At 68.1% G+C, this 24,568-nt stretch carries 17 protein-coding genes; 5 read left to right on the top strand and 12 right to left on the bottom strand.

The window, feature by feature from the left end; translation table 11 throughout:
* Positions 1-35 precede the first annotated feature (35 nt).
* Positions 36-2,114 (top strand): malate synthase G, encoded by a 2,079-nt coding sequence (locus tag B2515_RS14275; RefSeq protein WP_293877374.1) that lies wholly within the window; start codon positions 36-38, stop codon positions 2,112-2,114.
* Here the strand turns inward: B2515_RS14275 and B2515_RS14270 are convergent.
* Together B2515_RS14270 and B2515_RS14265 are read right to left on the bottom strand one after the other, a co-directional pair.
* Positions 2,108-2,698, bottom strand: coding sequence for an NADPH-dependent FMN reductase (locus tag B2515_RS14270; protein ID WP_293877373.1), 591 nt, complete (start codon positions 2,696-2,698; stop codon positions 2,108-2,110). The genes B2515_RS14275 and B2515_RS14270 overlap by 7 nt on opposite strands.
* 58 nt (positions 2,699-2,756) lie before the next feature.
* Entirely contained in the window at positions 2,757-3,455 is a 699-nt protein-coding gene (locus tag B2515_RS14265; RefSeq protein ID WP_293877371.1) for a pirin family protein, read from the bottom strand.
* Between the two features lie 91 nt (positions 3,456-3,546).
* Between B2515_RS14265 and B2515_RS14260 the strand changes: the two genes are divergently transcribed.
* The gene (locus tag B2515_RS14260; RefSeq protein WP_293877369.1) at positions 3,547-4,470 is read left to right on the top strand and encodes a LysR family transcriptional regulator; all 924 of its coding nucleotides are present in this window, start codon (positions 3,547-3,549) and stop codon (positions 4,468-4,470) included.
* A 9-nt stretch (positions 4,471-4,479) separates the two neighbouring features.
* Here B2515_RS14260 and B2515_RS14255 read toward each other — a convergent pair whose 3' ends face one another.
* On the bottom strand, positions 4,480-5,481 hold the full coding sequence (locus B2515_RS14255) for an NAD-dependent epimerase/dehydratase family protein (RefSeq protein WP_293877367.1): 1,002 nt from the start codon (positions 5,479-5,481) through the stop codon (positions 4,480-4,482).
* 182 nt (positions 5,482-5,663) lie between these two features.
* Between B2515_RS14255 and B2515_RS14250 the strand changes: the two genes are divergently transcribed.
* Entirely contained in the window at positions 5,664-6,239 is a 576-nt protein-coding gene (locus tag B2515_RS14250; RefSeq protein WP_293877365.1) for an alpha/beta hydrolase, read from the top strand.
* Here B2515_RS14250 and B2515_RS14245 read toward each other — a convergent pair.
* The 5 genes from B2515_RS14245 to B2515_RS14225 are packed head-to-tail and all read right to left on the bottom strand — an operon-like array spanning position 6,223 to position 14,708.
* Complete coding sequence (locus B2515_RS14245) at positions 6,223-7,722, bottom strand: MFS transporter (protein ID WP_293877363.1); 1,500 nt, start codon at positions 7,720-7,722, stop codon at positions 6,223-6,225. The two genes, B2515_RS14250 and B2515_RS14245, sit on opposite strands and share 17 nt — an antisense overlap.
* Positions 7,719-9,176: a tryptophan halogenase family protein gene (locus B2515_RS14240; RefSeq protein WP_293877361.1), complete on the bottom strand. Its 1,458-nt coding sequence runs from the start codon at positions 9,174-9,176 to the stop codon at positions 7,719-7,721. The genes B2515_RS14245 and B2515_RS14240 overlap by 4 nt, the downstream gene beginning before the upstream one ends.
* Before the next feature lie 11 nt (positions 9,177-9,187).
* On the bottom strand, positions 9,188-11,278 hold the full coding sequence (locus tag B2515_RS14235) for a glycoside hydrolase family 97 protein (protein WP_414711405.1): 2,091 nt from the start codon (positions 11,276-11,278) through the stop codon (positions 9,188-9,190).
* Complete coding sequence (locus tag B2515_RS14230; protein ID WP_293877357.1) at positions 11,278-12,885, bottom strand: alpha-glucosidase; 1,608 nt, start codon at positions 12,883-12,885, stop codon at positions 11,278-11,280. Before B2515_RS14230 ends, B2515_RS14235 begins: the two co-directional genes overlap by 1 nt.
* Positions 12,882-14,708, bottom strand: a complete 1,827-nt coding sequence (locus B2515_RS14225; RefSeq protein ID WP_293877355.1) for an alpha-amylase family glycosyl hydrolase — start codon at positions 14,706-14,708, stop codon at positions 12,882-12,884. Before B2515_RS14225 ends, B2515_RS14230 begins: the two co-directional genes overlap by 4 nt.
* A gap of 171 nt (positions 14,709-14,879) precedes the next feature.
* On the opposite strand from B2515_RS14225, the gene B2515_RS14220 reads away from it, so the two are divergent.
* The gene (locus tag B2515_RS14220; protein ID WP_293877353.1) at positions 14,880-15,932 is read left to right on the top strand and encodes a LacI family DNA-binding transcriptional regulator; all 1,053 of its coding nucleotides are present in this window, start codon (positions 14,880-14,882) and stop codon (positions 15,930-15,932) included.
* 140 nt (positions 15,933-16,072) lie between these two features.
* Here B2515_RS14220 and B2515_RS14215 read toward each other — a convergent pair whose 3' ends face one another.
* The 3 genes from B2515_RS14215 to B2515_RS14205 all read right to left on the bottom strand — a co-directional run bounded on the left by B2515_RS14215 (position 16,073) and on the right by B2515_RS14205 (position 21,430).
* The gene (locus B2515_RS14215; protein WP_293877351.1) at positions 16,073-17,575 is read right to left on the bottom strand and encodes a tryptophan halogenase family protein; all 1,503 of its coding nucleotides are present in this window, start codon (positions 17,573-17,575) and stop codon (positions 16,073-16,075) included.
* An 83-nt stretch (positions 17,576-17,658) separates the two neighbouring features.
* Positions 17,659-20,592, bottom strand: coding sequence for a TonB-dependent receptor (locus tag B2515_RS14210; protein WP_293877349.1), 2,934 nt, complete (start codon positions 20,590-20,592; stop codon positions 17,659-17,661).
* Between the two features lie 166 nt (positions 20,593-20,758).
* The gene (locus B2515_RS14205) at positions 20,759-21,430 is read right to left on the bottom strand and encodes a DUF6445 family protein (protein ID WP_293877347.1); all 672 of its coding nucleotides are present in this window, start codon (positions 21,428-21,430) and stop codon (positions 20,759-20,761) included.
* Positions 21,431-21,546: 116 nt separating this feature from the next.
* Between B2515_RS14205 and B2515_RS14200 the strand changes: the two genes are divergently transcribed.
* The gene (locus B2515_RS14200) at positions 21,547-21,909 is read left to right on the top strand and encodes a hypothetical protein (RefSeq protein WP_293877345.1); all 363 of its coding nucleotides are present in this window, start codon (positions 21,547-21,549) and stop codon (positions 21,907-21,909) included.
* Positions 21,910-21,930: 21 nt separating this feature from the next.
* On the opposite strand, the gene B2515_RS14195 is transcribed toward B2515_RS14200, so the two are convergent.
* Complete coding sequence (locus B2515_RS14195; protein WP_293877344.1) at positions 21,931-24,507, bottom strand: M1 family metallopeptidase; 2,577 nt, start codon at positions 24,505-24,507, stop codon at positions 21,931-21,933.
* Between the last annotated feature and the right edge of the window lie 61 nt (positions 24,508-24,568).

The raw sequence follows: 24,568 nt of genomic DNA, 5'->3' as shown, positions 1-24,568 counted from the left end.
TCCCTATCGTCGCGTCACTGTGAGAGGACAGACAGATGACGAACCGCGCCGGCCTTGAGATCGCCCCCGAACTCGCTGCGTTCCTGGAGGATCGCGCCCTGCCCGGGACCGGCATCGCCCCGGACGCCTTCTGGTCGGGCGTCGCCGCGATCTACGCGCGGTTCGCGCCGGAGAACCGCACGCTGCTCGCCGAACGCGACCGGTTGCAGGCGGCGATCGACGACTGGCACCGCAGCCATGGCGCCGATCCTGAGGGCTATGCCGAATTCCTGCGCGAAATCGGCTATCTGGTCGACGAACCCGCCCCCTTCGCGATCGATCCGACGAACGTCGACCCGGAAATCGCACTGATGGCAGGCCCGCAGCTGGTAGTGCCCATCCTCAATGCCCGCTTCCTGCTCAACGCCACCAACGCCCGGTGGGGTAGCCTGTACGACGCGCTCTACGGCACCGATGCCCTCCCCGGCACGGCAAAGCCCGGCGGCTACGACCCGGCGCGCGGCGCGCAGGTGATCGCCTGGGCCAAGGCGTTTCTCGACGATGCCGTTCCGCTCGCCGGCGGCAGCTGGACCGACTGGACCGGCGGCACGCCCGATCTGATCGATCCCGCGCAATTCGTCGGTCGCGCCGGCGGCACGCTGCTGTTCCGCAACAATGGCCTGCATATCGAGATCGTGATCGATCGCAGCCATCCGATCGGTCGCGACGATCCCGCCGGCATCGCCGACGTCATGCTCGAATCCGCGCTGACCACGATCTGCGACCTCGAGGATTCGGTCGCCGCGGTCGATGCCGAGGACAAGGTCGCGGCCTATGCCAACTGGCTCGGCCTGATGCGGGGCGATCTGACCGCCAGCTTCGCCAAGGGCGGCCGCACCGTCACCCGCGCGCTCGATCCCGACCGCCATTATACCACGCCCGACGGCAGCACGCTGACGCTGCCCGGACGCAGCCTGCTGTTCGTGCGCAACGTCGGCCATCTGATGACCAACCCGGCGATCCGCCTGCCCGACGGCAGCGAAGCACCGGAGGGGATCCTCGATGCGATCGTCACGTCGCTGATCGCGCTGCACGACAAGGGCGGCAACAGCCGCACCGGATCGATCTATATCGTCAAGCCGAAGATGCACGGACCGGCCGAAGCCGCCTTCACCGACCGGCTGTTCGATGCGGTCGAGGACCTGCTGCGGCTCAAGCGCCACACGATCAAGGTTGGGCTGATGGACGAGGAGCGCCGCACCAGCGCCAACCTCGCTGCGTGCATCCACGCCGTCCGTCACCGGCTGGTGTTCATCAACACCGGCTTCCTCGACCGGACCGGCGACGAGATGCACACCGCGATGCACGCCGGGCCGATGATCCCCAAGGGCGAGATGAAGACGGCCGCCTGGATCACCGCCTATGAGAATCGCAACGTGCAGATCGGGCTCGCCTGCGGCCTGTCGGGCAAGGCGCAGATCGGCAAGGGGATGTGGGCGGCGCCGGACCGGATGGCCGACATGCTCGACCAGAAGATCGGCCATCCGCGCACGGGGGCGAACACCGCCTGGGTCCCCTCGCCCACCGCGGCGACGCTGCACGCGACGCATTACCACCGCGTCGACGTCTTCGCCCGCCAGCGCGAGCGCACGGCGGAAGCCGTCGCGCCGCTGGCAGACCTGCTGACCATCCCCGTCGCCGAGGCCGGGCGGAACTGGCAGGCCGACACAGTGCGCGCCGAGCTCGACAACAATGCGCAGGGCATCCTGGGCTATGTCGTCCGCTGGATCGATCAGGGCGTCGGCTGTTCGAAGGTGCCGGACATCCACGACATCGGCCTGATGGAGGATCGCGCGACGCTGCGCATCTCGTCGCAGCATATGGCGAACTGGCTGCTCCACGGCATCGCCACGGCAGCCGAGGTCGATGCCGCCTTCGGTCGCATGGCAGCGAAGGTCGACGGCCAGAATGCCGACGATCCGCTGTATCGCCCGATGCGCGGCCACGAGGCGGACAGCATCGCCTATCGCGCCGCCCGCGCCCTGGTGTTCGACGGCATCGCGCAGCCGAGCGGCTACACCGAACCCCTGCTCCACCGCTTCCGGGCCGAGCGCAAGGCGGCGGACGCTCAGTAAGGCGGAGCCTTGGCGGCGCGCTGTACCCGCGCTGCCTCGGTCCACCACGCCAGATCGTCGGCGAAGCGGGGAAACGCCCTGGCGAGGCTGGCGCCGCCGTCGCCGATCGGCTCGGCGTCGGGGGACAGCGCCTTGCCGATGCCGCCGACCGCAAGCGTGCTCGACACGACGATCATCCCCATCTCAGACAGGATGCCGTGCCACGCCAGACCGGCGCGGGCGCCCGCGAAACGACCCGCCGAATAGCTGGCGATCGCCGCGGGGCGCCAGAACCATTCCTCAAGGAAATGATCGGTCAGGTTCTTGAGGCCGGGCTGGACGCTCCAGTTATACTCGCCGGCGACGAAGACGAACGCATCGGCCGCCTTGATCTTGCCCGCCAGCGCCTCGAGCGCGGGCGGTGCCTCGCCGGGGGCATATTCCTTGTACATCCGGTCGAGCATCGGCAGGTCGAGCGCCTTGGCGTCGATCAGCTCGGGGCTGGCACCGCGCGCGCGGAACGCCTCGACCAGATAGTCGGCCAGTCGGATGCCTTGCCGGTCGGACCGGTAGGAGCCGTAGAAGATCAGGATGGTGTCGCTCATCGGATCACCTTCGTGGTCCCGCCCGGAAAGCGCAAGAGATCCGGGCGGGAGGACTGGGTCAGGCGGCGTCGACCAGGACGATCTCGGCATCCTCGGTGGCGGTGACGCGGATCACGCTTTCATCGACGATCGCCGCGCCGTCGCGGGCGTCGAGCGCGACGCCGTTGACCTCGATCCGCCCCGTCGCCGGAACGAGATAGGCGTGATGGCCGGCGCCGAGCGCATATTCCGCCGTCTCGCCGGCCTTGATCGTCGCACCGACGATACGGGCGTCGGTGCGGATCGGCAGCGCGTCGCCATCCGCCTCGAAACCGCTCGCCAGCGTCACGAACCTCCCCGACCGTTCGCCCTTGGGAAAGGGCTTGGCGCCCCAGGACGGGGCCGCACCGCGCGTCTTGGGCTCGATCCAGATCTGGAAGATCGTCGTCGCGTCGCTCTCGCGATTATACTCCGAATGGCGCACGCCCGACCCGGCGCTCATCACCTGCACGTCGCCCGCTTCGGTACGGCCGATGTTGCCCAGGCTGTCCTGATGCGTGATCGCGCCGCTGCGAACATAGGTGACGATCTCCATATCGGCATGCGGGTGCGGCGGAAAGCCGGTGCCGGCGGCGATCGTGTCGTCGTTCCAGACGCGGATCGGGCCCCAGCCCATCCGCTTGGGATCGTAATAGCTGGCGAAGGAGAAATGATGCTTGGCATCGAGCCAGCCGTGGTTGGCACCGCCGAGGGTGGCGAAGGGGCGACGTTCGATCATGCTCTGTCTCCGTTATCGTTCCGTTGGGTCCTAGATGAGGGCGAACGCCACTTGACGAAATAGCAATGATGGCATCTCATCATTGCCGATAATGACACGCCGCCTGCCAGATCTCGAAGCCTGGGCGATCTTCGCGAAGGTCGCCGAGCGCGGTTCGTTCGCCGGCGCGGCGCAGGCGCTCGGCCTGTCCAACCCGACGGTGTCGAAGGCGATCGCCCGGCTCGAAGTGCGGCTGGGCGTGGCGCTGCTGTCGCGCACCTCGCGGCGGCTGTCACTGACCGAGGCGGGGCGGGCCGCGCTGGCGCGCGCCGGTCGCATCCTGCAGGACGGCGAGGCGCTGGAGGACGAGGCGGCGGAACAGTCCGACGTCGCGCGCGGGCTCGTCCGGATCAGCGCGCCCCTGTCGTTCGGCACCGCTTATGTCGGCGCGACCCTGCCCACCTTTCTAGAAACCTATCCGGAGGTGACGCTCGACTTCGCGCTGAGCGACCGGCGCGTCGACCTCGTCGCCGAAGGGTTCGACATCGCGCTGCGCATCGCCGCGCTGGAGGACAGTTCGCTGCTGGCGCGGCGGCTGTGCACGGTACGCCTCCTGCTGGTCGCCTCCCCCGCCTATCTCGATCGCCACGGCCGCCCCAGCCATCCGGCCCAGCTGAGGGATCATCATGCGCTGGGCTATACCGGCGGGGCGACGCGCGGGCTGTGGCGCTTTCGTCATCCCCGCTTCGGCGAGGAGACGGTCGAGCCGCCGGTGCGGCTGTGGACCGACAATGCCGACCTGCTCAACCCGGCGCTGCTCGCCGGTCAAGGGCTGGCGTTGCAGCCGGAATTCCTCGTCTGGCACGAGATACGCGACGGGCGGCTGGAGGTCGCGATGCCGGACTGGAGCGTGCCGGCGCTCGGGCTCCACCTGATGACACCGCCCAGCCCTTTGCGGCCGCTGCGCGTGCAGGTGCTGATCGACCATCTGGCGCGGACGCTCGCCGGGGCACCATGGGCAACGGCCACGCCCTGAAGCACGTGCCTAAATTCCATGGAAGCTGCGATACCAGTCGACGAAGCGCGGCACCCCGACGTCGATCGACGTCGTCGGCCGATAGCCGAGGTCGCGCGCGATCGCATCGATATCCGCCGCGGTGCGGACCACGTCGCCGGGCTGGATCGGCAGGTTCTGCCGGACCGCCGGCCGCCCCGTCGCCGCTTCGAGCAGGCCGATCACCCGCCCCAGCGGCTCCGACCGGTTGTTGCCGATATTGTAGAGCCGGTGCGGCGCGATGCTGCCGCCCGCTTTCTCCCACCCGTCGTCGGGCGGCGGATTGTCCAGCGCCGCGACCACGCCCGCGACGATATCGTCGATGAAGGTGAAGTCGCGCTCCATCCTGCCGTCATTGAACACCGGGATCGGGCGGCCTTCGAACATTGCCTTGGTGAAGATCCACATCATCATGTCCGGCCGGCCCCACGGACCGTAGACGGTGAAGAAGCGCAGCCCGGTGAGCGGCAGTCGGTAGAGATGCGCGTAGCTTTCGCTCATCACCTCGTTCGCGCGCTTGGTCGCGGCGTAGAGCGACACCGGCCGGTCGACGCGATCCTCGACGCGGAACGGAACCGTGGTGTTGCCGCCATAGACCGAGGAGGAGGAGGCGTAGACGCAATGCGCGACATGCCGCGCCCGCGCCACTTCGAGCAGGTTGAGATGACCGACGAGGTTGGACTGACCATAGGCCTCCGGATTCTCGATCGAATAGCGCACGCCCGCCTGCGCGCCGAGATGGATGATCCGGTCGAAGGCATGGGGCGCAAGCGCGCTGCGCAACGCCGTGGCATCGGCGAAATCGACGCGCAGAAAGGTGAAGCGCTCGCCATGGCGCTGCGTCAGCCGGGCCAGCCGCGCCTGCTTGAGCGCGGGGTCGTAATAATCGTTGAGGACGTCGATCCCGACGACGGTATCGCCCCGCGCCAGCAAGGCGTCGGCGACGCTCATGCCGATGAAGCCCGCCACTCCGGTCACCAATATCGTCGGCATCGTCATTCCGTCCCCAAGCTGCCTGCCGCCCCGCCTTATCGGCAAAGCTTCGGCGGCGGAACGGGCCGCAGCACGACACGGCCGTGGCTCCACTCACCCCGCGCGAAGTTTTTCCTGGCTGGCGTATCACAGAAAAGCGCGCATGATCGTGACGGCCGAGATCAACAGGGAGTGGGACGCGCATGACCGTCATCGCCGGAGGCTTTCCGACCGACCTCTTTTCCGTCGTCACCATCGGCGAGGCGCATCGCCCCGCGCCGTCATGGGAACGGATGTTCGGCTGGCCCGCGGAGGGCGCGACGGCCGTGCCGATCGACGTGCGGTCGCGCGGGGAGCGCAATGTCTGGGCGGCGCGGCTCGACCGCGCGGTGCGCGAGGCGGATGCGCGGGTACTGCTGATCGCGGACGGCATCGGCTGCGCGGCGAGTGCCTGGTGGGCGCGGCTGTCGCCCGCCGACGACGTCGGCCGGATCGCCGGCGCGCTGCTGTTCGCCCCGCAGCCGGAGGCGGGCGACCTGTTCGCCTCCCCGCAGGCGCGACTGCCCTTCCCCTCGCTCGTCATCCAGCCCGGCGCAGACGTTGACGTGGGTGCGACCATCGCCGGCTGGGGCAGCCGGCTGGTCGTCGGCGAGCGCCCGCGTGACCGGGGCGCCCGGCTGGTCGCGTGGCGTCAGGCGCAGCGCCTGTTCCTGCGCCTGACGCAGCAGATGGTCGAACACGACGTCGACCGCGGCCGGGCGATTACCGGCTGGCGTTGACCCGCAGCATCGCCACCGCCGCCAGCAGCAGCGCGCCCGCCGCAAAGGCCAGCGTCCAGATCGGCTCGGCCGGGAAGAAATGCTTGGTGATCGAACCCATCACCGTCGCCACCAGCAATTGCGGCACCACGACGAACACGTTGAAGAGGCCCATGTAGATGCCCAGCTTGGCTTGCGGCAGGCTGGAGGCGAGGATCGCATAGGGCATGGCGAGGATCGACGCCCAGGCGATGCCGATGCCGATCTCGCTCAGCAACAGCCATTGCGGGTCGGTGATGACGAAGAAGCTGGCAAACCCCGCCGCGCCGCACAGCAGCCCGACGATATGCGTGCCGGCCTGTCCGATCCGCTTCGCCAGCAGCGGCAGCAGCGTCAGCGCGGCCACGGCAGCGACGCCGTTATAGGTCGCGAACAGCACGTCGACCCAGTTCGCCCCCGCCTGATAGGCCGGGCCCTGCGCATCGGGCGCGCCGTAGAAGGCGCCGGCGACGATCGGCGTGGTGTTGATCCACATGATGAACAGCGCGGACCAGCTGAAGCATTGCGCCACCGCCAGCCGCTTCATCAGCACCGGCATGCCGCCGAAATCGCCGACGATATGCCCCAGCATGTCCGCCGGCCGCCCGCTCCGCGCCCGCGCGATGGCAATGATGCTGGCGAGACCGTAGGCGGCGAGCAGCGCGCCGAGCAGATACACTTCCTTTTCCAGCCCCAGCGCCGCGACGGTGGCGATGACGGTCCCACCCAATACGATCCACGCGATGCTGCCGCCGACGCCGCGCGCCGCCAGCACCTGCGTCGTGTGGGCCTGATCGTCCGCGACGGCACCGTGGAAGCCGGCCATCTCGGCAGGCGAATATTCGCGCGTCGTCAGCACCGTCCACAGCACCGCGAGGAACAGCGCCGCGCCGCCGAACCAGAAGGCGTAGCGCACCGTATCGGGAATGCCGCCGCCCGCCGCGACGTTCGACACGCCGAGATGTTCGAGCAGCCACGGGAAGATCGACCCGAACACGGCGCCCGCGCCGATGAAGGCGGTCTGCACCGCATAGCCTGCGGCGTGCTGGTCCTTGTCGAGCATGTCGCCGATGAAGGCGCGGAACGGCTCCATCGAGACGTTGAGCGACGCATCGAGCATCCACAGCAGCAACGCCGCCATCAACAGCCCGGGGCTTTCCGGCATCAGCAGCAGCGCGATGGCGGCGAGGATGGCTCCGGCGAGGAAATAGGGCCGCCGCCGCCCGAGGCGGCCGAGCCAGGTGCGGTCGCTGAGATGGCCGATCACGGGCTGCACCAGCAATCCGGTCAGCGGTGCCGCGACCCAGAGAGCGGGCAGATCGTCGAGGCTGGTGCCGAGCGACTGGAAGATCCGGCTCATGTTCGCATTTTGCAGGGCGAAGCCGATTTGGATGCCGAAGAAGCCGAACGAGATGTTCAAAAGGCCGGCCCAGCTCTGCCGCGGTCGGGTCAGGGTCGCAGTCATGATAATCTCCCGGCGGGCGGAAAGTTGAGCAGGCAGCCGTCGAGCAGCGCGTCGATCCCGGCGAGGTCGGCGACGGGCGCGGCCGCACGCAGCCGGGCGGCGTCGGGGAAGGTGCCGTAGCCGGCGAGCAGCACCTCCCACGACATCGGCGCATAATAGCCGCCGAGGTCGCGCGCCGCGATCACCTCGCCGACGTCGCGGCCGGTGAACCAGGCGGACAGGATCGCCTTCAGATCGTCGGACAGGTCGTCGTTGGCGGCATTCTCGCGCCAGAAATCGCCGGAGCGGCGGTTGAGCCGGTAATGGGCGACGATATAGTCACGGATGCCCTCGTAGCGGCGGGCGATGGCGGCGTTGAACGCGTCCCGCCCGCCGCCGTCCTGCGCGGCGATGAAGCCCTCGACCGTCGCCTGGACGATGTGCAGCGCGGTCGCCTCGAGCGGTTCGACAAACCCCTGCGCGAGGCCGATCGCGAGGCAGTTGGCGGTCCATGTCGTCTCGACGCGACCGACCTTCATCGTCAGGTGGCGCGCGGCGACGTCGGCATCGAGCAGACCGAGATGGCGACGCAATTCGGTTTCCGCGGCGTCGGCCGACAGATGGCGCGAGGAATAGACATAGCCGTTGCCGGTGCGCGTGGTCAGCGGAATGTCCCACGCCCAGCCGGCGGAGAGCGCGGTCGCCTGTGTCTGCACCGGCAGCTGCCCGGCCCGCGGGGTCGGCATGACCACGGCGCGATCGGCGAACAGATTGCCGGCGAAGGAGCGGAACGGCACGCCGAGTGCCCCCTGCGCGATGACGGAGCGGAAACCGCTCGCATCGACGAAAAGGTCGGCGGCGATGCTGTCGCCGCCCGCGAGATCGAGGCGCGCGACGCGCCCGTCGACGACGGCGACGTCGGTGACGCGGCGCGCGAGGTGCACGACGCCGCGCCCCAGCGCATGGTCGCGCAGCACCACGCCGACCTTGTGCGCGTCGAAATGATAGCCGTAGCCGATGTGGAACGGAAAACTGGGGGGTGCGAGCGGTGCCCTGCCCGCCGCCGCCAGCCGGGCGTTGAGGAAGAAGCGATCGGGGTGCGCGGGCACGTCCGCCCCCAGCCGCCGCGCGCGCGTGCTGGCGAAGAACGCCCCCTGCGTATGCAGGTCGATCTGGCCCGCGAAGGGGTGGAAATAGGATGGCGTGCCGTCGCCCCAGCCGTGGAAGGCGATGCCGGTCTTGTAGGTCGCATCCGCCGCCGGCATCCACGCGGCCTCGGCGATACCGAGCGTGTCGAACAGCGCCTTCAATTGCGGGGTCGAGCCTTCGCCGACGCCGACGATGCCGATCTCCGGCGATTCGACGACGGTGATGGCGCAGCGCGGCCACGCTTTGGCCATCAGGCAAGCCGCCATCCAGCCCGCGGTGCCGCCGCCGAGGATCGCGATGCTGGCGGGAGGGGCGGCGGCGGTCACCGAGAGGACACCTACCGCCGCCGCTTCCCGCCGCCCGCGACGAAGCGGATCGCCTGTCCGCCGCCCGGCGCCAGCACCAGCAACAGCGTGTCGCCACGCTTCACCGAGCGTTTCTCGATCGCGATCGCATGGCGCGCGTCGGTGCGGTAATCCGCGCCCGCACCGTCGCGATAGATTTCGGCGGTGTAGCTGCGCCCCGCATCGAGGAAGTCGAGCGGCACCGACAATGTCCGGCCGGCCTCGTTGGTGACGCTGCCCAGATACCAGTCGTCGCTGGCGCTGTCCTTGCGCGCGACGGTGACGAACTCGCCGACGTCGCCGTTGAGCACGCGGGTGTCCGACCAGTCGACCGGCACGTCGCGGATGAACTGGAAGGCGTCCATGTGCCTGGCGTAATTTTCGGGCGTATCCGCCGCCATCTGCACCGGCGAATAGATCACCACGTAGAGCGCGAGCTGCTTCGCCTCGGTCGACAGCAGGGCGCTGCCGCCCTGCCCTTCGAGGCTGAGCATCCCCGGGGTGAAGTCCATCGGGCCGCCGAGCCATTGCGTGAAGAACATATTGGCTTCGTGGTTGGGCGGGTTCTTGCCCGGCCAGGCGTTATATTCCATGCCGCGCCCGCCCTCGCGGGCCAGCCAGTTGGGCCAGGTGCGGCGCAGGCCGGTGTCCTTGACCGGTTCGTGGCTGTCGATGCCGACCTTATGCTTGGCGGCGGCCTGCACGACGCGGAGATAGTGGTTCACCATCCACTGCCCCTCGTGCCATTCGCGCTTCTTCGTCCCGTCGGCATCGACGCGCTCGATCTGGCCGGCATCGGTGACGTAGCCGGTCTTGACCACCGGTTCGCCATGCGCAGCCGCCCAGGCGAAGGCGCGGTCGAGCTGCGCATCGTAATGGCTCGCCGATCCGCCGGTTTCGTGGTGGCCGATCAAATAGACGCCCTTCGATTTCGCATAAGCGGCGAGCGCGTCGGCGTCGAAGTCGGGCGTCGGCGTGTCGAAGCGCATCGCATTGCCATTGCCGAACCAGTCGCCGTCCCAGCCGACGTTCCAGCCCTCGACCAGCACGCCGGGAATCCGGTTGGCCGCGGCGAAGTCGATATATTTGCGGACGTTGGCATTGGTCGCGCCGTGGATCGGCCCGGTCGCCCAGCTCCAGTCGCCCTTTATCATCTTCCACCACACGCCGACGAACTTGGCGGGCTTGATCCAGCTGACGTCGCCCAGTTTGTTCGGTTCGTTGAGGTTGAGTTCGAGGTGGCTCATGTAGAGGCCGGGCGCATCGTCCGAGAGGATCAGCGTCCGCCACGGCGAGGCGAAGGGCGCCATGCGCGTCACCTTGGGCGCGCCCGCACCGGGGGTCAGCGACGCCCTGAACGTGTTGCCCTCGCCGCGCGCGAGGTTCATCGCGGCATAATCGACCAGCGCCGCCTCGTGCAGCGCCGCGTGGGTGCCGTCCGCCAGCTTCACCGTCATCACCGTCTGCGCGGTGCCGACCGCGTCGAGCGGCGTCCGGTTGTACAGATATTCCTCGCGGTTCCACTGATAGGCGGGCTTCCACCACGCCGTGCCGCCTTGCGCGAAGGCGAATTCGGTCAGTTCGTCGGCGATGTTCGCCTGATGCAGATTGGGCTGATCGGGGAAGCTGTAGCGAAAGCCGACGCCGTCGTCGAACACGCGGAAGATCACGTCCATCTCACGCTGCATCCCCGCCTTTTCGCGGAAGCGCAGCGTCAGTTCGTTGTGCCGGTCGCGGATCGACTTCCATTCGCCGAACGGCTGCGTCCAGCTGCTATCGGCGCTTGCCTGCGACTGGCCGATCAGCGTCATGTTGCGTTCGATCTTGGGCGCGTCGGTGAACATCACGCCCAGCTTGCCGGGCTGCAGCACCGGCTTGCCCTTGCGGGTGACGGCATAGGTCGGGCGGCCGTCGTTGTCGAAGGCGATGGTGACGACGATCGATCTGTCGGGCGAGGTCGCGGTGGCGACCGGCTTGAACTGCGTCGTCGGAAGCTGCGCGACGGCATTGGGATCGGTCTGCGCAGTGGCGGCGGTCGCCAGCAGCGCCAACGCCATGGCGGCGCCGTAATGCCAGTACTTCATCATCCTCGTCCCGTCTGTGTGGCGATCAATGCGCCATATCCGTCGAAATGCCAGCCCTGCGTCGCGCTGTCGGCGACCGGCTGCCATGCATCCGGCTCCTCCGGCACCCAGCGCTGCGGCTCGGGCGAGAGGTTGAACACGCACAGCATCGTCTCCCCCGCACTCCGCCGCTCGATCGCGAGCATCGTGTCGCCCGCCTCGACCACGCGGATGTCGCCGGTCAGCAGCGCCGGGTGGCGCTTGCGCAGCGCGAGCACGTCGCGGGTCCAGTGGAGCAAGGCATGCGGGTCGCGCTCCTGCCGGTCGACCGCCAGCGCGGCGTGATCGGCGCCGATCGGCAGCCAGGGCGTGGCGGTGGAGAAGCCGAGCTGCGGCGCGTCGGCGTGCCAAGGCATCGGCGTCCGCGCACCGTCGCGCGACAGGGTGCGCGGCCAGTTGGCGATCGCCTCCGGGTCCTGCAGATGCTCGAACGGCACGTCGACCTGCGTCAGTCCCAGTTCCTCGCCGTAATAGAGGAAGATGTTGCCGCGCAGCGAGGCGAGCAGCAGCATCTTCATCCGCGCGAAGGCATCGCGCCGGTCGGGGGCGACCCAGCGACTGATCGCGCGCGGCGCGTCGTGATTCTCGAACGCCCAGCTCGGCCAGCCGACGCCGTGCTGTTCGGGCCATTTGACGATCGCATCGGCGACGATCCGCGGGGTGAGGTCGGGCGCATAGAGGAAGTCGAAGCCATAGGCGCTGTGCAGGCGGCGCCCCTCCGCGGTGAACAGCTTCATCTCGCGGTCGCTGTCCGCGCCTCCGACCTCCGCCACGGTGAAGCGCGCGTCATAGCTGTCGAACAGTGCGCGGACCCGTTCGAGGAAGCCGGGAATGGCGTCATGGCTCTGGTTGTAGGTGTGGAGCTGGTAGTCGAACGGGCGGGTGCGCGGGATGCCGTCGTCGAGCGGCGCGGGCGGATTGTCGCGCAGGTCGGGATCGAACATCATGAAGTTGATCGCATCGATGCGGAACCCGTCGATGCCGCGCTCCAGCCAGAAGCGCGCGACGTCGAGGAACGCCTGCTGCACGTCGGGGTGATGCCCGTTGACCTGCGGCTGTTCCTTCAGGAAATTGTGCATGTAATATTGGTTGCGGCGCGCGTCCCACGTCCATGCCGGGCCGCCGAACACCGACTGCCAGTTGTTGGGCGGCGAACCGTCTGGCTTGGGATCGCGCCAGACGTACCAGTCGGCGCGGGGATTGTCGCGGCTCGCACGGCTCTCGACGAACCAGGGGTGCCGGTCGCTGGTGTGCGCCCAGACCTGATCGACGATGACCTTCAGCCCCAGCGCATGCGCGCGGGCGACCAGTGCGTCGAAATCGGCGAGCGTGCCGAAGATCGGATCGACGTCGCAATAATCGGACACGTCATAGCCGAAATCGGCCATCGGCGAGCGGAAGAAGGGCGACAGCCAGATCGCCTCGACGCCGAGGCTGGCGACGTGATCGAGATGCTGCGTGATCCCGGCAAGGTCGCCGATACCGTCGCCGTTCGCATCGGCGAAGCTGCGCGGATAGATCTGGTAGATGGTCGCGCCGTGCCACCACGGGCGGTCGTTCGGATTCATCGGGTCGCCTTCAAAGCACAGACGGCATAGCCAAGGGGAGGAAGCGTGACGGTGAGGCTGCCGGGCGCGGTGACGCGCGCCGCGCAGCCCGTGCCGGCGAGCGTGGTGGCGGTGACGGCGTCGACGCCGATCTCCACCTGCCGTTCGATCGGCGCGGTCGCGGTGTTGAACGCGAGCAGCGTCTCGGCACCGGTCTTGGGGTCGAAGCGCGAGATGGCGAGCAGGCCGGGCGCCTCCTCCCGCGCGCGCAGCTGCTGCCGGCCGCGGGTCAGCGCGGGCGTCGCGACGCGCAGGCGCGCCAGTGTGGCGGTCTGGCGGAACAGCGGATTGTCGGTGCCGAAATGCGCGGTCGCGGTGGTCGTGTCGGTGCCGAGCAGGCGATTGTCGTTATAGACCGCGACCTTGCTCGCGAACATGTCCTCGCGCGCGTCCTGGTCATTGCCGTCGCTGACGAAGCCCTGTTCGTCGCCCGAATAGATCGTCGGCACCCCGCGCAGGGTCAGCAGCATCGCGTTCGACAGCATCACGCGGCGCAGCACCTCGTCGTCGCTCGCCTGCGGGAACGCCTTGCGCACGAAGGTGGCGAAGCGGCCGTCGTCGTGGTTGCCGGTGAAGGTCGGCAGGATCGCCGCGGTGTCGGCGCCCCTGGCGTAGAGCGCGTCGCCGTCGAACAGGGCCTCGAACGCGTCGGTGCCGCGGGTGCCGGCGACCGTCTCGACCACCGCCTGGCGGAACGCAAAATCGAGCACCGCGGGGAGCTTGTCGACGATGGTATGCTGCGCCAGCACCGCCGGGCGGACCTCGTGATCCGACACTTCGCCGAAGATGTGGAAGTTGGGGATGCCCTTCGCCTTGGCGCGCGCTTCCATCGCGGGGACGAATGCGGCCCAGAATTCGGGATTGACGTGGCGGGCGGTGTCGATGCGGAAGCCGTCGACGCCGTAGCGATCGATCCAGCCGCCGAAGATGTCGATCATGCCGGCGACCACCCGCGGATTTTCGGTCATCAGATCGTCGAGCCCGACGAAATCGCCCATCGTCGAGCTTTCGTTGCGATAGGTCGTGTCGCCACGATTGTGGTAGAGCGTCACGTCGTTGAGCCAGGCCGGGACCTTGATCCCCTTCTCCTTCGCGGGGACGAAGGGGGTATAGGCGTAATCGCTGCGCGTCAGCTTCACGAAGTTCGCCGGCGTGCGGACGTCGTCGCCGAGGAAGCCCGGATTGATCGGCCTGCCCTTCGCGCCCAATTGCCGCTGATAGGGATAGTCGGCACGGCTGCGGTAGGGGCATTCGCGTTGGCCCGCGCATTCGCGATACTGGATCACGTCGGCGGTATGGTTGACGATGATGTCCATATAGACCTTCATGCCCTTCGCATGCGCCGCCTTTACCAGCGCGTCGAAATCGGCGTTGGTGCCGAGGTGCGGATCGACTGCGGTGAAGTCGGTGATCCAATAGCCGTGATAGCCGGCGGATTGCTGGCCCGGGCCGCCCTGCACGGGCTTGTTCCTGAACACCGGCCCGACCCAGATCGCGGTCGCGCCAAGCCGCTGGATATAGTCGAGCCGCTGCGTCAGCCCCTTGAGGTCGCCGCCGTGATAGAAGCCCTTGGCGGTGGGATCGAAGCCGGTGGTGAGCGGCCCGCCGGTCAGCCCGCCGCGGTCGTTGGCGGCGTCGCCATTCTCGAACCGGTCGGGGAGAAGGAAATAGATCACCTCGTCCTGCGGCAGGCGCGCGCGATAGTCGGCGGTCTGGGCCGTCACCGCGGGCGCGGCGAACAGCAGCGCGAGCGCGGTCGCGGTCTTGGTGGCCAGCTTCAGCATAGATCCCCTCGGGTCTTCGCGCGTCCGATCCTTTGCCGGTCGCATCCGTGGCGGCGTTGTGCGGACAGCGGCGCGCCAAGCCAAGCATAGGGCATACGTATTCACATCGGCGGTTTCACATCGGTGGTCGCGGCGCTTTCGCGCGGCGCCGCTCTCCTGTAGGATCGGGCGATGGCCGTGAAAACCAGAGGCCGGGGCGCGTCGGGGGCCGGCGACAAACCGACGTCGTTCGATATCGCCGCGCTCGCGGGCGTCTCGCAACCCACCGTCAGCCGCGCGCTCCGCGGCGACCGGACGGTGAGCGGCGCCACCCGCATGCGGATCGAGGCGATCGCGCGGCAGCTCAATTACAAGGTCGACAAGAACGCCTCTTCGCTGCGCCGAGGACAGAGCATGACGCTGGCGCTGCTGTTCTTCGAGGACCCGCTCGACGACGGCAGCTTCATCAACCCCTTCTTCCTGTCGATGCTGGGATCGATCCTGCGCACCTGCGCGGCGCGGGGCTACGATCTGCTGACCTCGTTCCAGCAATTGTCGGCGAACTGGCACCGCGATTTCGAGGACAGCCGCAAGGCGGACGGGATCATCCTGCTCGGCTATGGCGATTACGAGCTCTACAAGGCGCGGCTGGAGGCGCTGGTCGCGCAGGGGACGCATTTCGTGCGCTGGGGATCGGTCGACAGCCACAATATCGGCGTGACGATCGGCTGCGACAATGTCGCGGGCGGGCGGATGGCGGGCGCGCATCTGATCGCGCGCGGCCGCCGGCGGATCGGCTTCATCGGCGATGCCGACGACCATTATCCCGAATTCCGCGACCGCTATCGCGGGCTGTGCGCGGCGCTGCGCGAGGCGGGGCTGCCGGTGCATCCGGGGCTGCACGCCGATGCGCTGTCGGTCGAGCAATCGGGCTATGACGCGACGCGGCGGCTGCTGGCGCGCGACCTGCCGTTCGACGCGCTGTTCGCGGCATCCGACCTGATCGCGCTGGGCGCGGCGCGGGCGCTGGCGGAGGCAGGGCTGCGCGTGCCGGAGGACGTGGCGATCATCGGCTTCGACGATATCCCCGCATCCGCGACGACGCAGCCGCCGCTGACGACGATCGCACAGGACTACCGCAAGGCGGGCGAGGTGCTGGTTGACACGCTGCTGCGCCGGATCGCGGAGGAGCCGACCGATACGGCGCTGCTGCAACCACGGCTGATCGTGCGCGGGTCGAGCTAAGGGCCGATCGACATTCAGCGCTGACGGCCTGCAAACGGCGGTTTCGCGCGTTCCGGTACTCACGTACCGTTAGTACGCTGCGCTCCGGGTCACGCAAAACCACCGTTTTTGGCACGTCATCATCGGAATGTCGATCGGCCCTAGGCCCGTGCCGCGCAATGCTGCGCGATGAAGTCGCCATGCGCGGGCATCGCCTGCGCCTCGCGCCGGTAGAGCAGTTCGAGCGTCTCCATATATTCGCCAAGGTCGCCCGTCGCGATCTGGTCCGCGAGCGGGTGATGCGCCTGCGCCTCCACCCCCTGCCCGGCCAGCACCTGCAGCCAGCCGTCCTCGGTGAACAGTTCCTCATGTTCGCGCGTGATCGTTCCGGCTTCACGCCACAGCGCGATTTTCGTCGCCAGCGTTTCCGGCAATTCCATCGACCGGCATGCCTGCCAGAACGGCTCCGACCGGCCGTTTGCCCAATAATGCAGGATCAGGAAGTCGCGGATGCGCTCGATCTCGAAATCGGTCTGGCGATTGTATTCGTCGCGCAGCGCAGCGGCGACCGGGAGCGCCGGCATGAGCTTGACCAGCCGCGCGATCGCGGACTGGATCAGATGGATGCTGGTCGATTCCAGCGGTTCGAGGAAACCGCTCGCCAGCCCCATCGCGACGACGTTGCGGTTCCATGCGCGCCGGCGCCGGCCGGTGGTGAAGCGCAGGTGGCGGGGATCGGCCTGCGGCGCGCCCTCGATATGGGCGAGCAGGGTTTCGGTCGCGGCCTCCTGACTGGTGAAGGCGCTGCAATAGACGTGGCCGTTGCCGGTGCGATGCTGCAACGGGATGCGCCATTGCCACCCCGCCGCGCGCGCGATGGCACGGGTATAGGGTAGCGGCGCGCCGACATTGGCGCTCGGCACCGCGACCGCACGGTCGCAGGGCAGCCAGTGCGTCCAGTCCTCGTAACCCGTCTCCAGCGCGCCTTCGATCAGCAGCCCGCGAAAACCGGTGCAGTCGAGGAACAGGTCGCCCGCAATCCGTTCGCCGGAGGCGAGGACCAGCGCGGCGACGTCGCCGCTCTCGCCGTCGCGCTCGACGGTGGCGATCCGCCCCTCGGTCCGCTCGACGCCGCGATTGACCGCGAAGCGGCGGAGGTAGGCGGCGTAGAGCCCGGCATCGAAGTGGAAGGCATAGGGCATCGCGGGGATCGTCGCTGCGGTCAGCGGCCCGCCGCGATGCATGCGTCCGGCGCGCCCGGCGATGTCGTTGAGCGCATAGGCATCGAGCGGCTTGGCGAGGCCGAGCCCGCGCGCGCGCAGCCAGTAATGCTGGAAGGCGATCAGTCCGACGTCGCGGCCGACGTCGCCGAACGCATGCATGTAGCTATGGTCGGGCGCGCGCCAGCCGTCGAAGCTGATTCCGAGCTTGAACGTGCCGCCGGTCGCGCGGAGGAAGGCATCCTCGTCCAGCCCGAGTGCCTGGTTGAACAGGCGGATCTGCGGGATGGTCGCCTCGCCGACGCCGACGGTGCCGATCTCCTCGGATTCGACCAGCCGGATGCGATAGCCGCTTTCGAGGAACCGCCCGAAGGTCGCCGCCGCCATCCAGCCTGCGGTGCCGCCGCCGGCGATGACGATCGTGGTGATGGGACGGTCGGTCATGGCGATGGTCCTAGCAAGAAAAAGGGCTGCCGTCCTGCGACGGCAGCCCGAGGTGGTTCGGGGAGGAACCTCTTGGAAAACCCTTAGAACTTGTAGGTGATGCCGACGTAGTAATCGCGGCCATAGCGCTGGTAGTCGCGGACCAGGCGCTGATTACCATTGAAGTAGGTCGTGAACGGGCGATCGGTCAGGTTCTTCGCCTGCGCCAGGATCGACAGGCCCTGCAGGAAGCCTTCCTGGAATTCATAGCCGATCTGCGCATCGAGGATGCCCTCCGGGCGCGCCGTATAATAGTCCGGGTTGGCGGACAGGCCGGCGATCTCGGCCAGGAACGACGACCGGTAGCGATAGTTCGCGCGCGCCTGGAAGCCCCATTTCTCGAAGTAGATCGTGCCGCTGCCGGTCCATTTGGACAGGCCGGGCAAGGTGATCGGCGTCGGTGCGTTGGCGTATTTGATCGTCGATTCGGTGTAGTTGCCGCTGACGAAAATGCCGAAGCCGTCGAGCGCGCTGGTCACCGCCTTGAACGGCAGCGACAGCGTCGCCTCCACGCCGAGGATGTTGCCGCGGCCGGTGTTGGCGGGCGTGCTGACGTTGCCGATCTGCTGCCCGGACGCGATCACCTGCGCCCGCTGCGCCGGCGTCAGCGCGCCGAGCAGGCCGCTGAAGTCATAGGGCAGCGAATTGTTCGGATCGACGAAGTCGGTCAGGTCCTTGAAGTAGGTCGACAGTGCGACATAGCCGCCGGCGTCGAAATACTTTTCAAACGACAGGTCGATGTTGGTCGACTGGTACGGGCGCAGCGCGACGTTGCCGCCGGTCGACGAGAAGACCGGGTTGCTGCCGATCGGCTGGAGGCCGATGTTGTTGAGGTTGATCGACACGTCCTGCGTGACGCGCTCCTGGTCGAGGCGCGGACGCACCATCGTCTGCGAGGCGCCCATCTTGACGAAGCCGTTGGGGATCAACTCGACCGACAGCGTCGCCGACGGCAGCACGTTGGTGTACTTTTCGCGCTGGTCCGCCGGGGCGATCGTCACCACGGTGCCGACCAAGCTGGCGATCTGGCCGACCGAGCGCTGCTCGGACCGGATGACCTGCACGCCGAGCGCGCCCTTGACCGCCTTGCCGCCGAGGTCGCCGTCGATATTGACCTTGGCATAGCCGGTGTAGACGTCCTCGATCACGCGATTGTCGCGGACCAGCGCCGACGGCCGGTTGTCGAACGCCGAATTGAGCGCGTTATCGAAGACGTACAGCGGATCGTAGGTCAGCATCGCGGGGACGCCGAGATAGTCGAGCGGGATGTTGGTGCCGAGCAGCGCCTCGCTGGGCACGTTCCCCGTCAGCGGCGTGCCGCTGGTCACGGTGCACCCGGTACCGGTGCCGCGCGGACACAGGAAGTAGGACTTGTAGGCGCTGGTCTTCTTGCGGCGGCTGTAGTTGGCGCCGACTTCCCAGCCCTTGAGCAGGCCGCCGCCGAATTCGCCGTTCAGGCTGGCGCGGAGCGACTTCAGGTCGTCCTTGAAGTTCGGATTGCCGAGGAAGCCCGACTGGACGACCTGCTGCGTGCCGTTGTTGCCCCAGCCCTGCGGGTCGGTCAGCTTGAAGATGTTGGCGTTGGTGTAGTCGAGCGTCGGGACGATCGAATAGGTGCCGTTGCCGTTCTGCGTGATGCGGACGGTGTCGGACACGCCGCTCTTGGCGAACCCGGTGCCGGTGTTCGTCTCGAGCAGGAAGTCGGTGCGCTTGGCGCGCGACCAGCTGGCATCGACGTTGAAGTGGATCGTGTCGGTCAGCTTGAGATCGTTGTTCCAGCCGAGCGACAGGTTCTTCGCCTTGCGCCGGTTGAAGTCGTTGCGCTGCACCGCATAGACGTTCGAGAAGGTCGCGGAATCGACGAAGCCGCCGCTGCCGGTGACGCCGCTGACGACCGTACCGGTCGGGTTGGTCGGGGTGCGGAGCTGGCCGGCGAGCGGGAATTCGATGCCGCGCAGGCGCTGTTCCTCGGTGAAGTCCGAATAGAGCGCGTCGAAGGTCGAATGGAAGCTGTCGGACGGCGCCCATTCGATCGTGGCGACGCCGCCGTAGCGCTTCAGCTCGTTCGACTGGACGTAGGGCTTGGCGCCGTTCAGCAGATACGGATCGGCGGTCGTGCCGGTGCCGCTATAGCCCCAGGCGTTGTAGCGCTCGTTCTGCGTCGGCGTCTGCGAACCCGACACGCCGATCGCGATGCCGAGCGTGTCGTTGGCGAACTTGTCGACATAGGTCGCCGAGGCGCGATAGCCGTAGCGCGACGAATCCGGGTTGAGATTGTCGATGCCGTTCATCTGGCCGCGCGCGTTGATCGCGAAGATCCGGCCCGACTGTTCCAGCGGGCGGAGCATGCGCAGGTCGACGGTGCCGGAGATGCCGGCCGCGATCAGCGAGGCGTCGGCGGATTTGTAGACGTTGACGTTGCGGAAGAATTCCGACGGATATTGATCGTATTCGACGCCGCGGTTGTCGCCGACCGTCACCTGTTCGCGGCCGTTGAGCAAGGTGGTCGAGAAATCGGGGCCGAGGCCGCGGATTGACAGGCGCTGGTCGCGCCCTTCGAGCCGCTGCGCGGTGACGCCGGGCAGGCGGGCGAGCGAATCGGCGATCGACACGTCGGGGAGCTTGCCGACGTCCTCGGCCGAGACGCTGTCGACGATCAGCGTCGAGTTGCGCTTGATCTTGGCGGAATTGGCGAGGCTGGCGCGGATGCCGGTGACGACGATGTCGGCATCGTCGGCGACCGCATTCTCGACCGTCTGCGCCTGCGCGGCGTCCTGGTTCGGGGTCGGTTCGGCGGCGGGCGCGGGCGCCGCGACCGTGGCGGCCGCAGACGGGTTGGCGGTCGGCGACTGCGGGTTCGGCGCTTCCTGCGCGAACGCCGCGCCACCGGTCACCAGCAGGATGCTGCCGATCGCGACGGAGGTGGAGCGCAGCGCGATCCGCGCGCGCATGGAAAACGTGGTATCGATGTGGGACATGAAAGATCCTCCCCCTGCGTGGCGCCATGCCCCCGCCCGCTCCATCGCGGATGATCGGCTGACTGTGGTGCCGGCTTGTGAACGCGAGGCCGATAGGAGTGAAGTCGGCCACATACGTATTCACATACCGCCCGGGGGTACGTGCTTTTTGTGCAACAGAACGCCGCTAAAGCCGTGAATCGAGGAAGGTATTCACGGTCAGCCGGCCCGTCTCCGGGTCGGGATCGAGCACCATCCCCTCGGGCAGATGCGCGCAGTGCAGCGTGTTGGAGCGGTACAGGATCGCCCGGTTGAACCGGCCGCGGTGCAACGCGACGCGTTCGAACACCGGCGTGTCGCCGCCGATATATCGAGGATCGGGTATGCCGTGCAGCCGCAGATCGGCATCGAGCGCGGTGCGGTAGGACGGCAATCGCCCCGCATCGATCGATTCGAACCCGGTGGTGCGATGGCGGTAGAAGGCGGTGCCGCTGCTTTCGTCGGGCGACAGATAATGGAGCAGCGCGAGCCGGGTCGGCGACACCTCGTCGAAATGCGGCAGCCGCTGGATCGGGGTGAGCGCCGACGGCGGCGTGGTGACGATCGAATAGAAAGCGTCGACCACCTCCAGCCCGGCGCTGCCGAACACCTCCGCCGCGACCGATTCGAGCCGGGCGAGCAGGTCGCGCAACAGCGCCGGGGCGACGACCGCGCGGATACCGGGATAATGCGGCCCGATCGGCGCGAACGACAGGAAGGCCGCATCGTCGCGAAACCGCTCCGCATCCGCGAAGCCGTCGATGACGACGACCGGCTGTTGCTCCGCGCCATGCCGCTCGATCGATAGCTGCCAATCCATGCGCCGCCCTTGCCATCGCCGGGCCCCGCAGATCAACCGGAACGGAGCGGCGGCGCTTGTCGTTCCTTCGGAGAGCCGGTTATGCCGGTGTTGGCAGCAGAGGGGAGACACGACGGATGCGTGCTTTGACGATGACGGGGCTGGGGACGGGTCTGGGGTTGGCCATCATGCTCGCGGCATGCGGATCGCAGCCCGCCGAGCCGGTCGCCGCCAACACCACCGCCGCCGCGCCGGCCGAGACGGGCTATATCGCCAAGGTGCTGGCGCTGCCGCCGCGCCAGCTCAACGGCGTGCTGTATCGCGCGATCGACGATGCCAAACAGCCGTGCCAGGGCATTGCCGAGGCGACCCGCCAGAGCGACCGCAACGGCAAGCCGGTGTGGGCGGTGCGGTGCCTCGACAACAGCGCCTGGCTGGTCGCGCTGGCGGACGACGGCATGGCCGACGTCACCGGCATTCCGGGCAACGGCGGGGGCTGATCGCCCCCGCCCCGAGACGACTTACCTGACCCATGCCTCGACCGCCGGACGCAGCCGGTCGGCGGTCGCCTTGCGCACCGCGATGCCCGAGATCACCCGGCGCGCGGCGCCGCGCGAGGTTTCGGGCAAGGTCTGGGCGAAGGCTTCGATCTTCCCGGGCATCGCCGGATCCTTCGATCCCGCCCCCAGACCGACGATATAGCCCGAGCGGCTGCTTTCCTCGATGAAGCCATCGACCAGCGGCCGGTTGGCGACCGCCCAGTCGAACGCCATGTCCGGATGGCTGCCCGCGACCGCGCGCAGCAGCGCCGCCTTCTGCGGGGCGGTGAACGTGTCGGTCCTGAGCAGGCCGAGCGCGCGGGTGGCGATCGCATCGTCCTTCGCGGCGCCGAGCAGCGAGACGAAGCGGTTCTTCGCGACCGGATTGGTCTCCGCTTTGGTCAGTGCGAGCAGCTGGTCCCATTCGGCCGGGGTCGCATGGATCGCGAAGGTGGAGAGGATCGGCTGGCGGATCGCCGGCGGAATCGCGGTGGGGTCGGTGGCCAGTCTGGCGACATAATCGCGCGCCTGCCGCAACACGGCGGGATCGCCGTTGCGACCCAGCCCGCCGATCAGCCCCTCGCGCAGATTGCCGACCAGCGGCGATTCGCCCGGCGTCGCGGCGAAGCCGACCCGCTGGAGCACCGGGGCGAGGATCGCGGCGGTCTTGCGGCCGAGCGGCGCGGCGACCGGCGTGCCCTCGAACGTGCCGGCGAGGCCGCCGAGGCGACCCGACACCAGCGACCATTCGAGCGGATCGGCGTCCGGCCCGACCTTCGCCATCAACGCGAAGAAGCGCGACAGATCCTGATACCCACCCGCCGCCAGCGCATAATCGTCGGCTAGCGTGCCGAGCCGGTCGGGCAGCGGCAGGCGGACATAATCGCGGACCAGCGCGTCATGCGCGGGCTGGTCGTACATCACGCGGGTGTAGCTGCCCTTGCCCTTGTTGAGCAGCAGCGTGCCGCAGCCCTTCACCGACACCGTCGTCGCCGGGCCGGTGACGACGCTGCGCGTCTCGCCGCCGCCGAGCGTGCCGGCGACCAGCGGCACCTTCCACGTCTGCGGCGCCTTCGAGGCGGCATCGAGACCGAACCGCCCCTGCGCCAGCGTCGCGGTGGTCGCGCCGCCGACGCAGCGCGCGCCGGTCAGCGTCACCAGCGGCACGCCGCCCTGCAACGTGAAGCCGTGCGCGATGTCGGCGACCGGCTGCCCCGCCGCGGCGGACAGTTCCGCCCACAGCTGTTCGGTCACCGTATTCCCATATTTGTACTTGGCCATGTAGCGGCGGATGCCGTCGCGGAACGCCTCGGCGCCCAACGTCGATTCGAGCATGCCGATGACGGCCTGCCCCTTCATATAGGTGATGCCGTCGAACGCCTCGCCGATCTGGTCGACGGTGTCGATCTTGCGGATGATCGGATGCGTCGCGGCGGTCGCGTCGATCCCCATCGCCGCCTCACGATCGGACGATACCGCGGCGGCGTCGGCCTGCCACGCCGGATTGAGATCGGCGGCCGACTTGTTCTCCATCCACGAGGCGAAGCCCTCGTTGAGCCACAGGTCGTCCCACCAGCGCATAGTGACCAGGTCGCCGAACCATTGGTGCGCCATTTCATGCGCGACGACGGTGAAGATACGCTGGCGGCCGCTTTCGGTGGCGCGCTTGGCGTCGAACAGCAGTTCGGGCTCGAAATAGAAGATCGCGCCCCAATTCTCCATCGCGCTGAAGAACTGGCTGGAGCCGGGGCCGGCGATCATGTCGAGCTTGGGCAGCGGATAGGGCTGGCCGAAATAGTCGTTGTAATAGGGCAGCAGCCGCTTCGCCTGCTCCAGCGCGTAATCGCCCTGGTCGGACACGCCGCGCCGCGTGACGACGCCGATCTCGACGTTGCCCGCCTTCACCGTCTTGCGCTCGAGATCGCCCATGCCGAGGTACAGGAGGTAGCTCGACATGATCGGCGTTTCGGCGAAGCTGTACAGCTGGGTGCCGTCCGCCTGCTTCGCGACCGAGGTGACGGGCATGTTCGACAGCGCGAGCTGCCCGGCGGGCGCCACCGCCTTCAGCCGGAACTTCGCCTTGAACGCCGGCTCGTCCCACATCGGTGCGAAGCGACGCGCGTCGGGCGCCTCGAACTGGGTGGCGAGCATCCGCGCCTTCGACCCGTCCTGATTGGTGTAGTCGATCGCGAACAGGCCGGCGGCGGACTGGCCGATCTTGCCGCTCCAGCGGAAGCCGACGGTATGCCGGCCAACGCGCGCGGCGGCGGGCAGCGTCAGGGTGAGCTGCTGGCTCTCCTTGTCGAGCGCATAGCGAACCGGCTTGCCGTCGAACGTCGCCGCCGACAGCGCCAGATCGGCGGCGTTGAGCGTAATCGTGGCGGTCGGGGCCTTGACGTCGATCTCAACCGTCTCGCTGCCGGTGAAGGTCATCGCCTGCGCATTCGGGGTCACCGAAATGTCGTAAACGACGGGGACGACAGTGGTCGGCAGGCTGCCCGCGGCGAGCGCCGGGGTCGATACGGTAAGCGCAAGGGCGGTGACGACAGCAAGCTTCATGGGGGGATCGACTCCGGATCGGGTGTATGGCCGCGGCCATACGCCTTTGTTCCGTAACGGC

The sequence above is a fragment of the Sphingomonas sp. UBA978 genome (genome assembly GCF_002292295.1).
Classification (GTDB): Bacteria; Pseudomonadota; Alphaproteobacteria; order Sphingomonadales; family Sphingomonadaceae; genus Sphingomonas.
The sequence above is the reverse complement of the archived record's forward strand: the minus strand, read 5'-3'. Positions and strand labels throughout refer to the sequence as shown.

Excerpts from the sequence above, each read along its gene's own strand:
- B2515_RS14275 (WP_293877374.1), top strand. The coding sequence starts at position 36 with ATGACGAACCGCGCCGGCCTTGAGATCGCCCCCGAACTCGCTGCGTTC.
- B2515_RS14265 (WP_293877371.1), bottom strand. The coding sequence starts at position 3,455 with ATGATCGAACGTCGCCCCTTCGCCACCCTCGGCGGTGCCAACCACGGC.
- B2515_RS14220 (WP_293877353.1), top strand. The coding sequence starts at position 14,880 with ATGGCCGTGAAAACCAGAGGCCGGGGCGCGTCGGGGGCCGGCGACAAA.
- B2515_RS14225 (WP_293877355.1), bottom strand. The coding sequence starts at position 14,708 with ATGCTGAAGCTGGCCACCAAGACCGCGACCGCGCTCGCGCTGCTGTTC.
- B2515_RS14230 (WP_293877357.1), bottom strand. The coding sequence starts at position 12,885 with ATGAATCCGAACGACCGCCCGTGGTGGCACGGCGCGACCATCTACCAG.
- B2515_RS14215 (WP_293877351.1), bottom strand. The coding sequence starts at position 17,575 with ATGACCGACCGTCCCATCACCACGATCGTCATCGCCGGCGGCGGCACC.
- B2515_RS14255 (WP_293877367.1), bottom strand. The coding sequence starts at position 5,481 with ATGCCGACGATATTGGTGACCGGAGTGGCGGGCTTCATCGGCATGAGC.
- B2515_RS14235 (WP_414711405.1), bottom strand. The coding sequence starts at position 11,278 with ATGAAGTACTGGCATTACGGCGCCGCCATGGCGTTGGCGCTGCTGGCG.
- B2515_RS14210 (WP_293877349.1), bottom strand. The coding sequence starts at position 20,592 with ATGTCCCACATCGATACCACGTTTTCCATGCGCGCGCGGATCGCGCTG.
- B2515_RS14205 (WP_293877347.1), bottom strand. The coding sequence starts at position 21,430 with ATGGATTGGCAGCTATCGATCGAGCGGCATGGCGCGGAGCAACAGCCG.
- B2515_RS14195 (WP_293877344.1), bottom strand. The coding sequence starts at position 24,507 with ATGAAGCTTGCTGTCGTCACCGCCCTTGCGCTTACCGTATCGACCCCG.
- B2515_RS14260 (WP_293877369.1), top strand. The coding sequence starts at position 3,547 with ATGACACGCCGCCTGCCAGATCTCGAAGCCTGGGCGATCTTCGCGAAG.
- B2515_RS14250 (WP_293877365.1), top strand. The coding sequence starts at position 5,664 with ATGACCGTCATCGCCGGAGGCTTTCCGACCGACCTCTTTTCCGTCGTC.
- B2515_RS14200 (WP_293877345.1), top strand. The coding sequence starts at position 21,547 with ATGCGTGCTTTGACGATGACGGGGCTGGGGACGGGTCTGGGGTTGGCC.
- B2515_RS14270 (WP_293877373.1), bottom strand. The coding sequence starts at position 2,698 with ATGAGCGACACCATCCTGATCTTCTACGGCTCCTACCGGTCCGACCGG.
- B2515_RS14245 (WP_293877363.1), bottom strand. The coding sequence starts at position 7,722 with ATGACTGCGACCCTGACCCGACCGCGGCAGAGCTGGGCCGGCCTTTTG.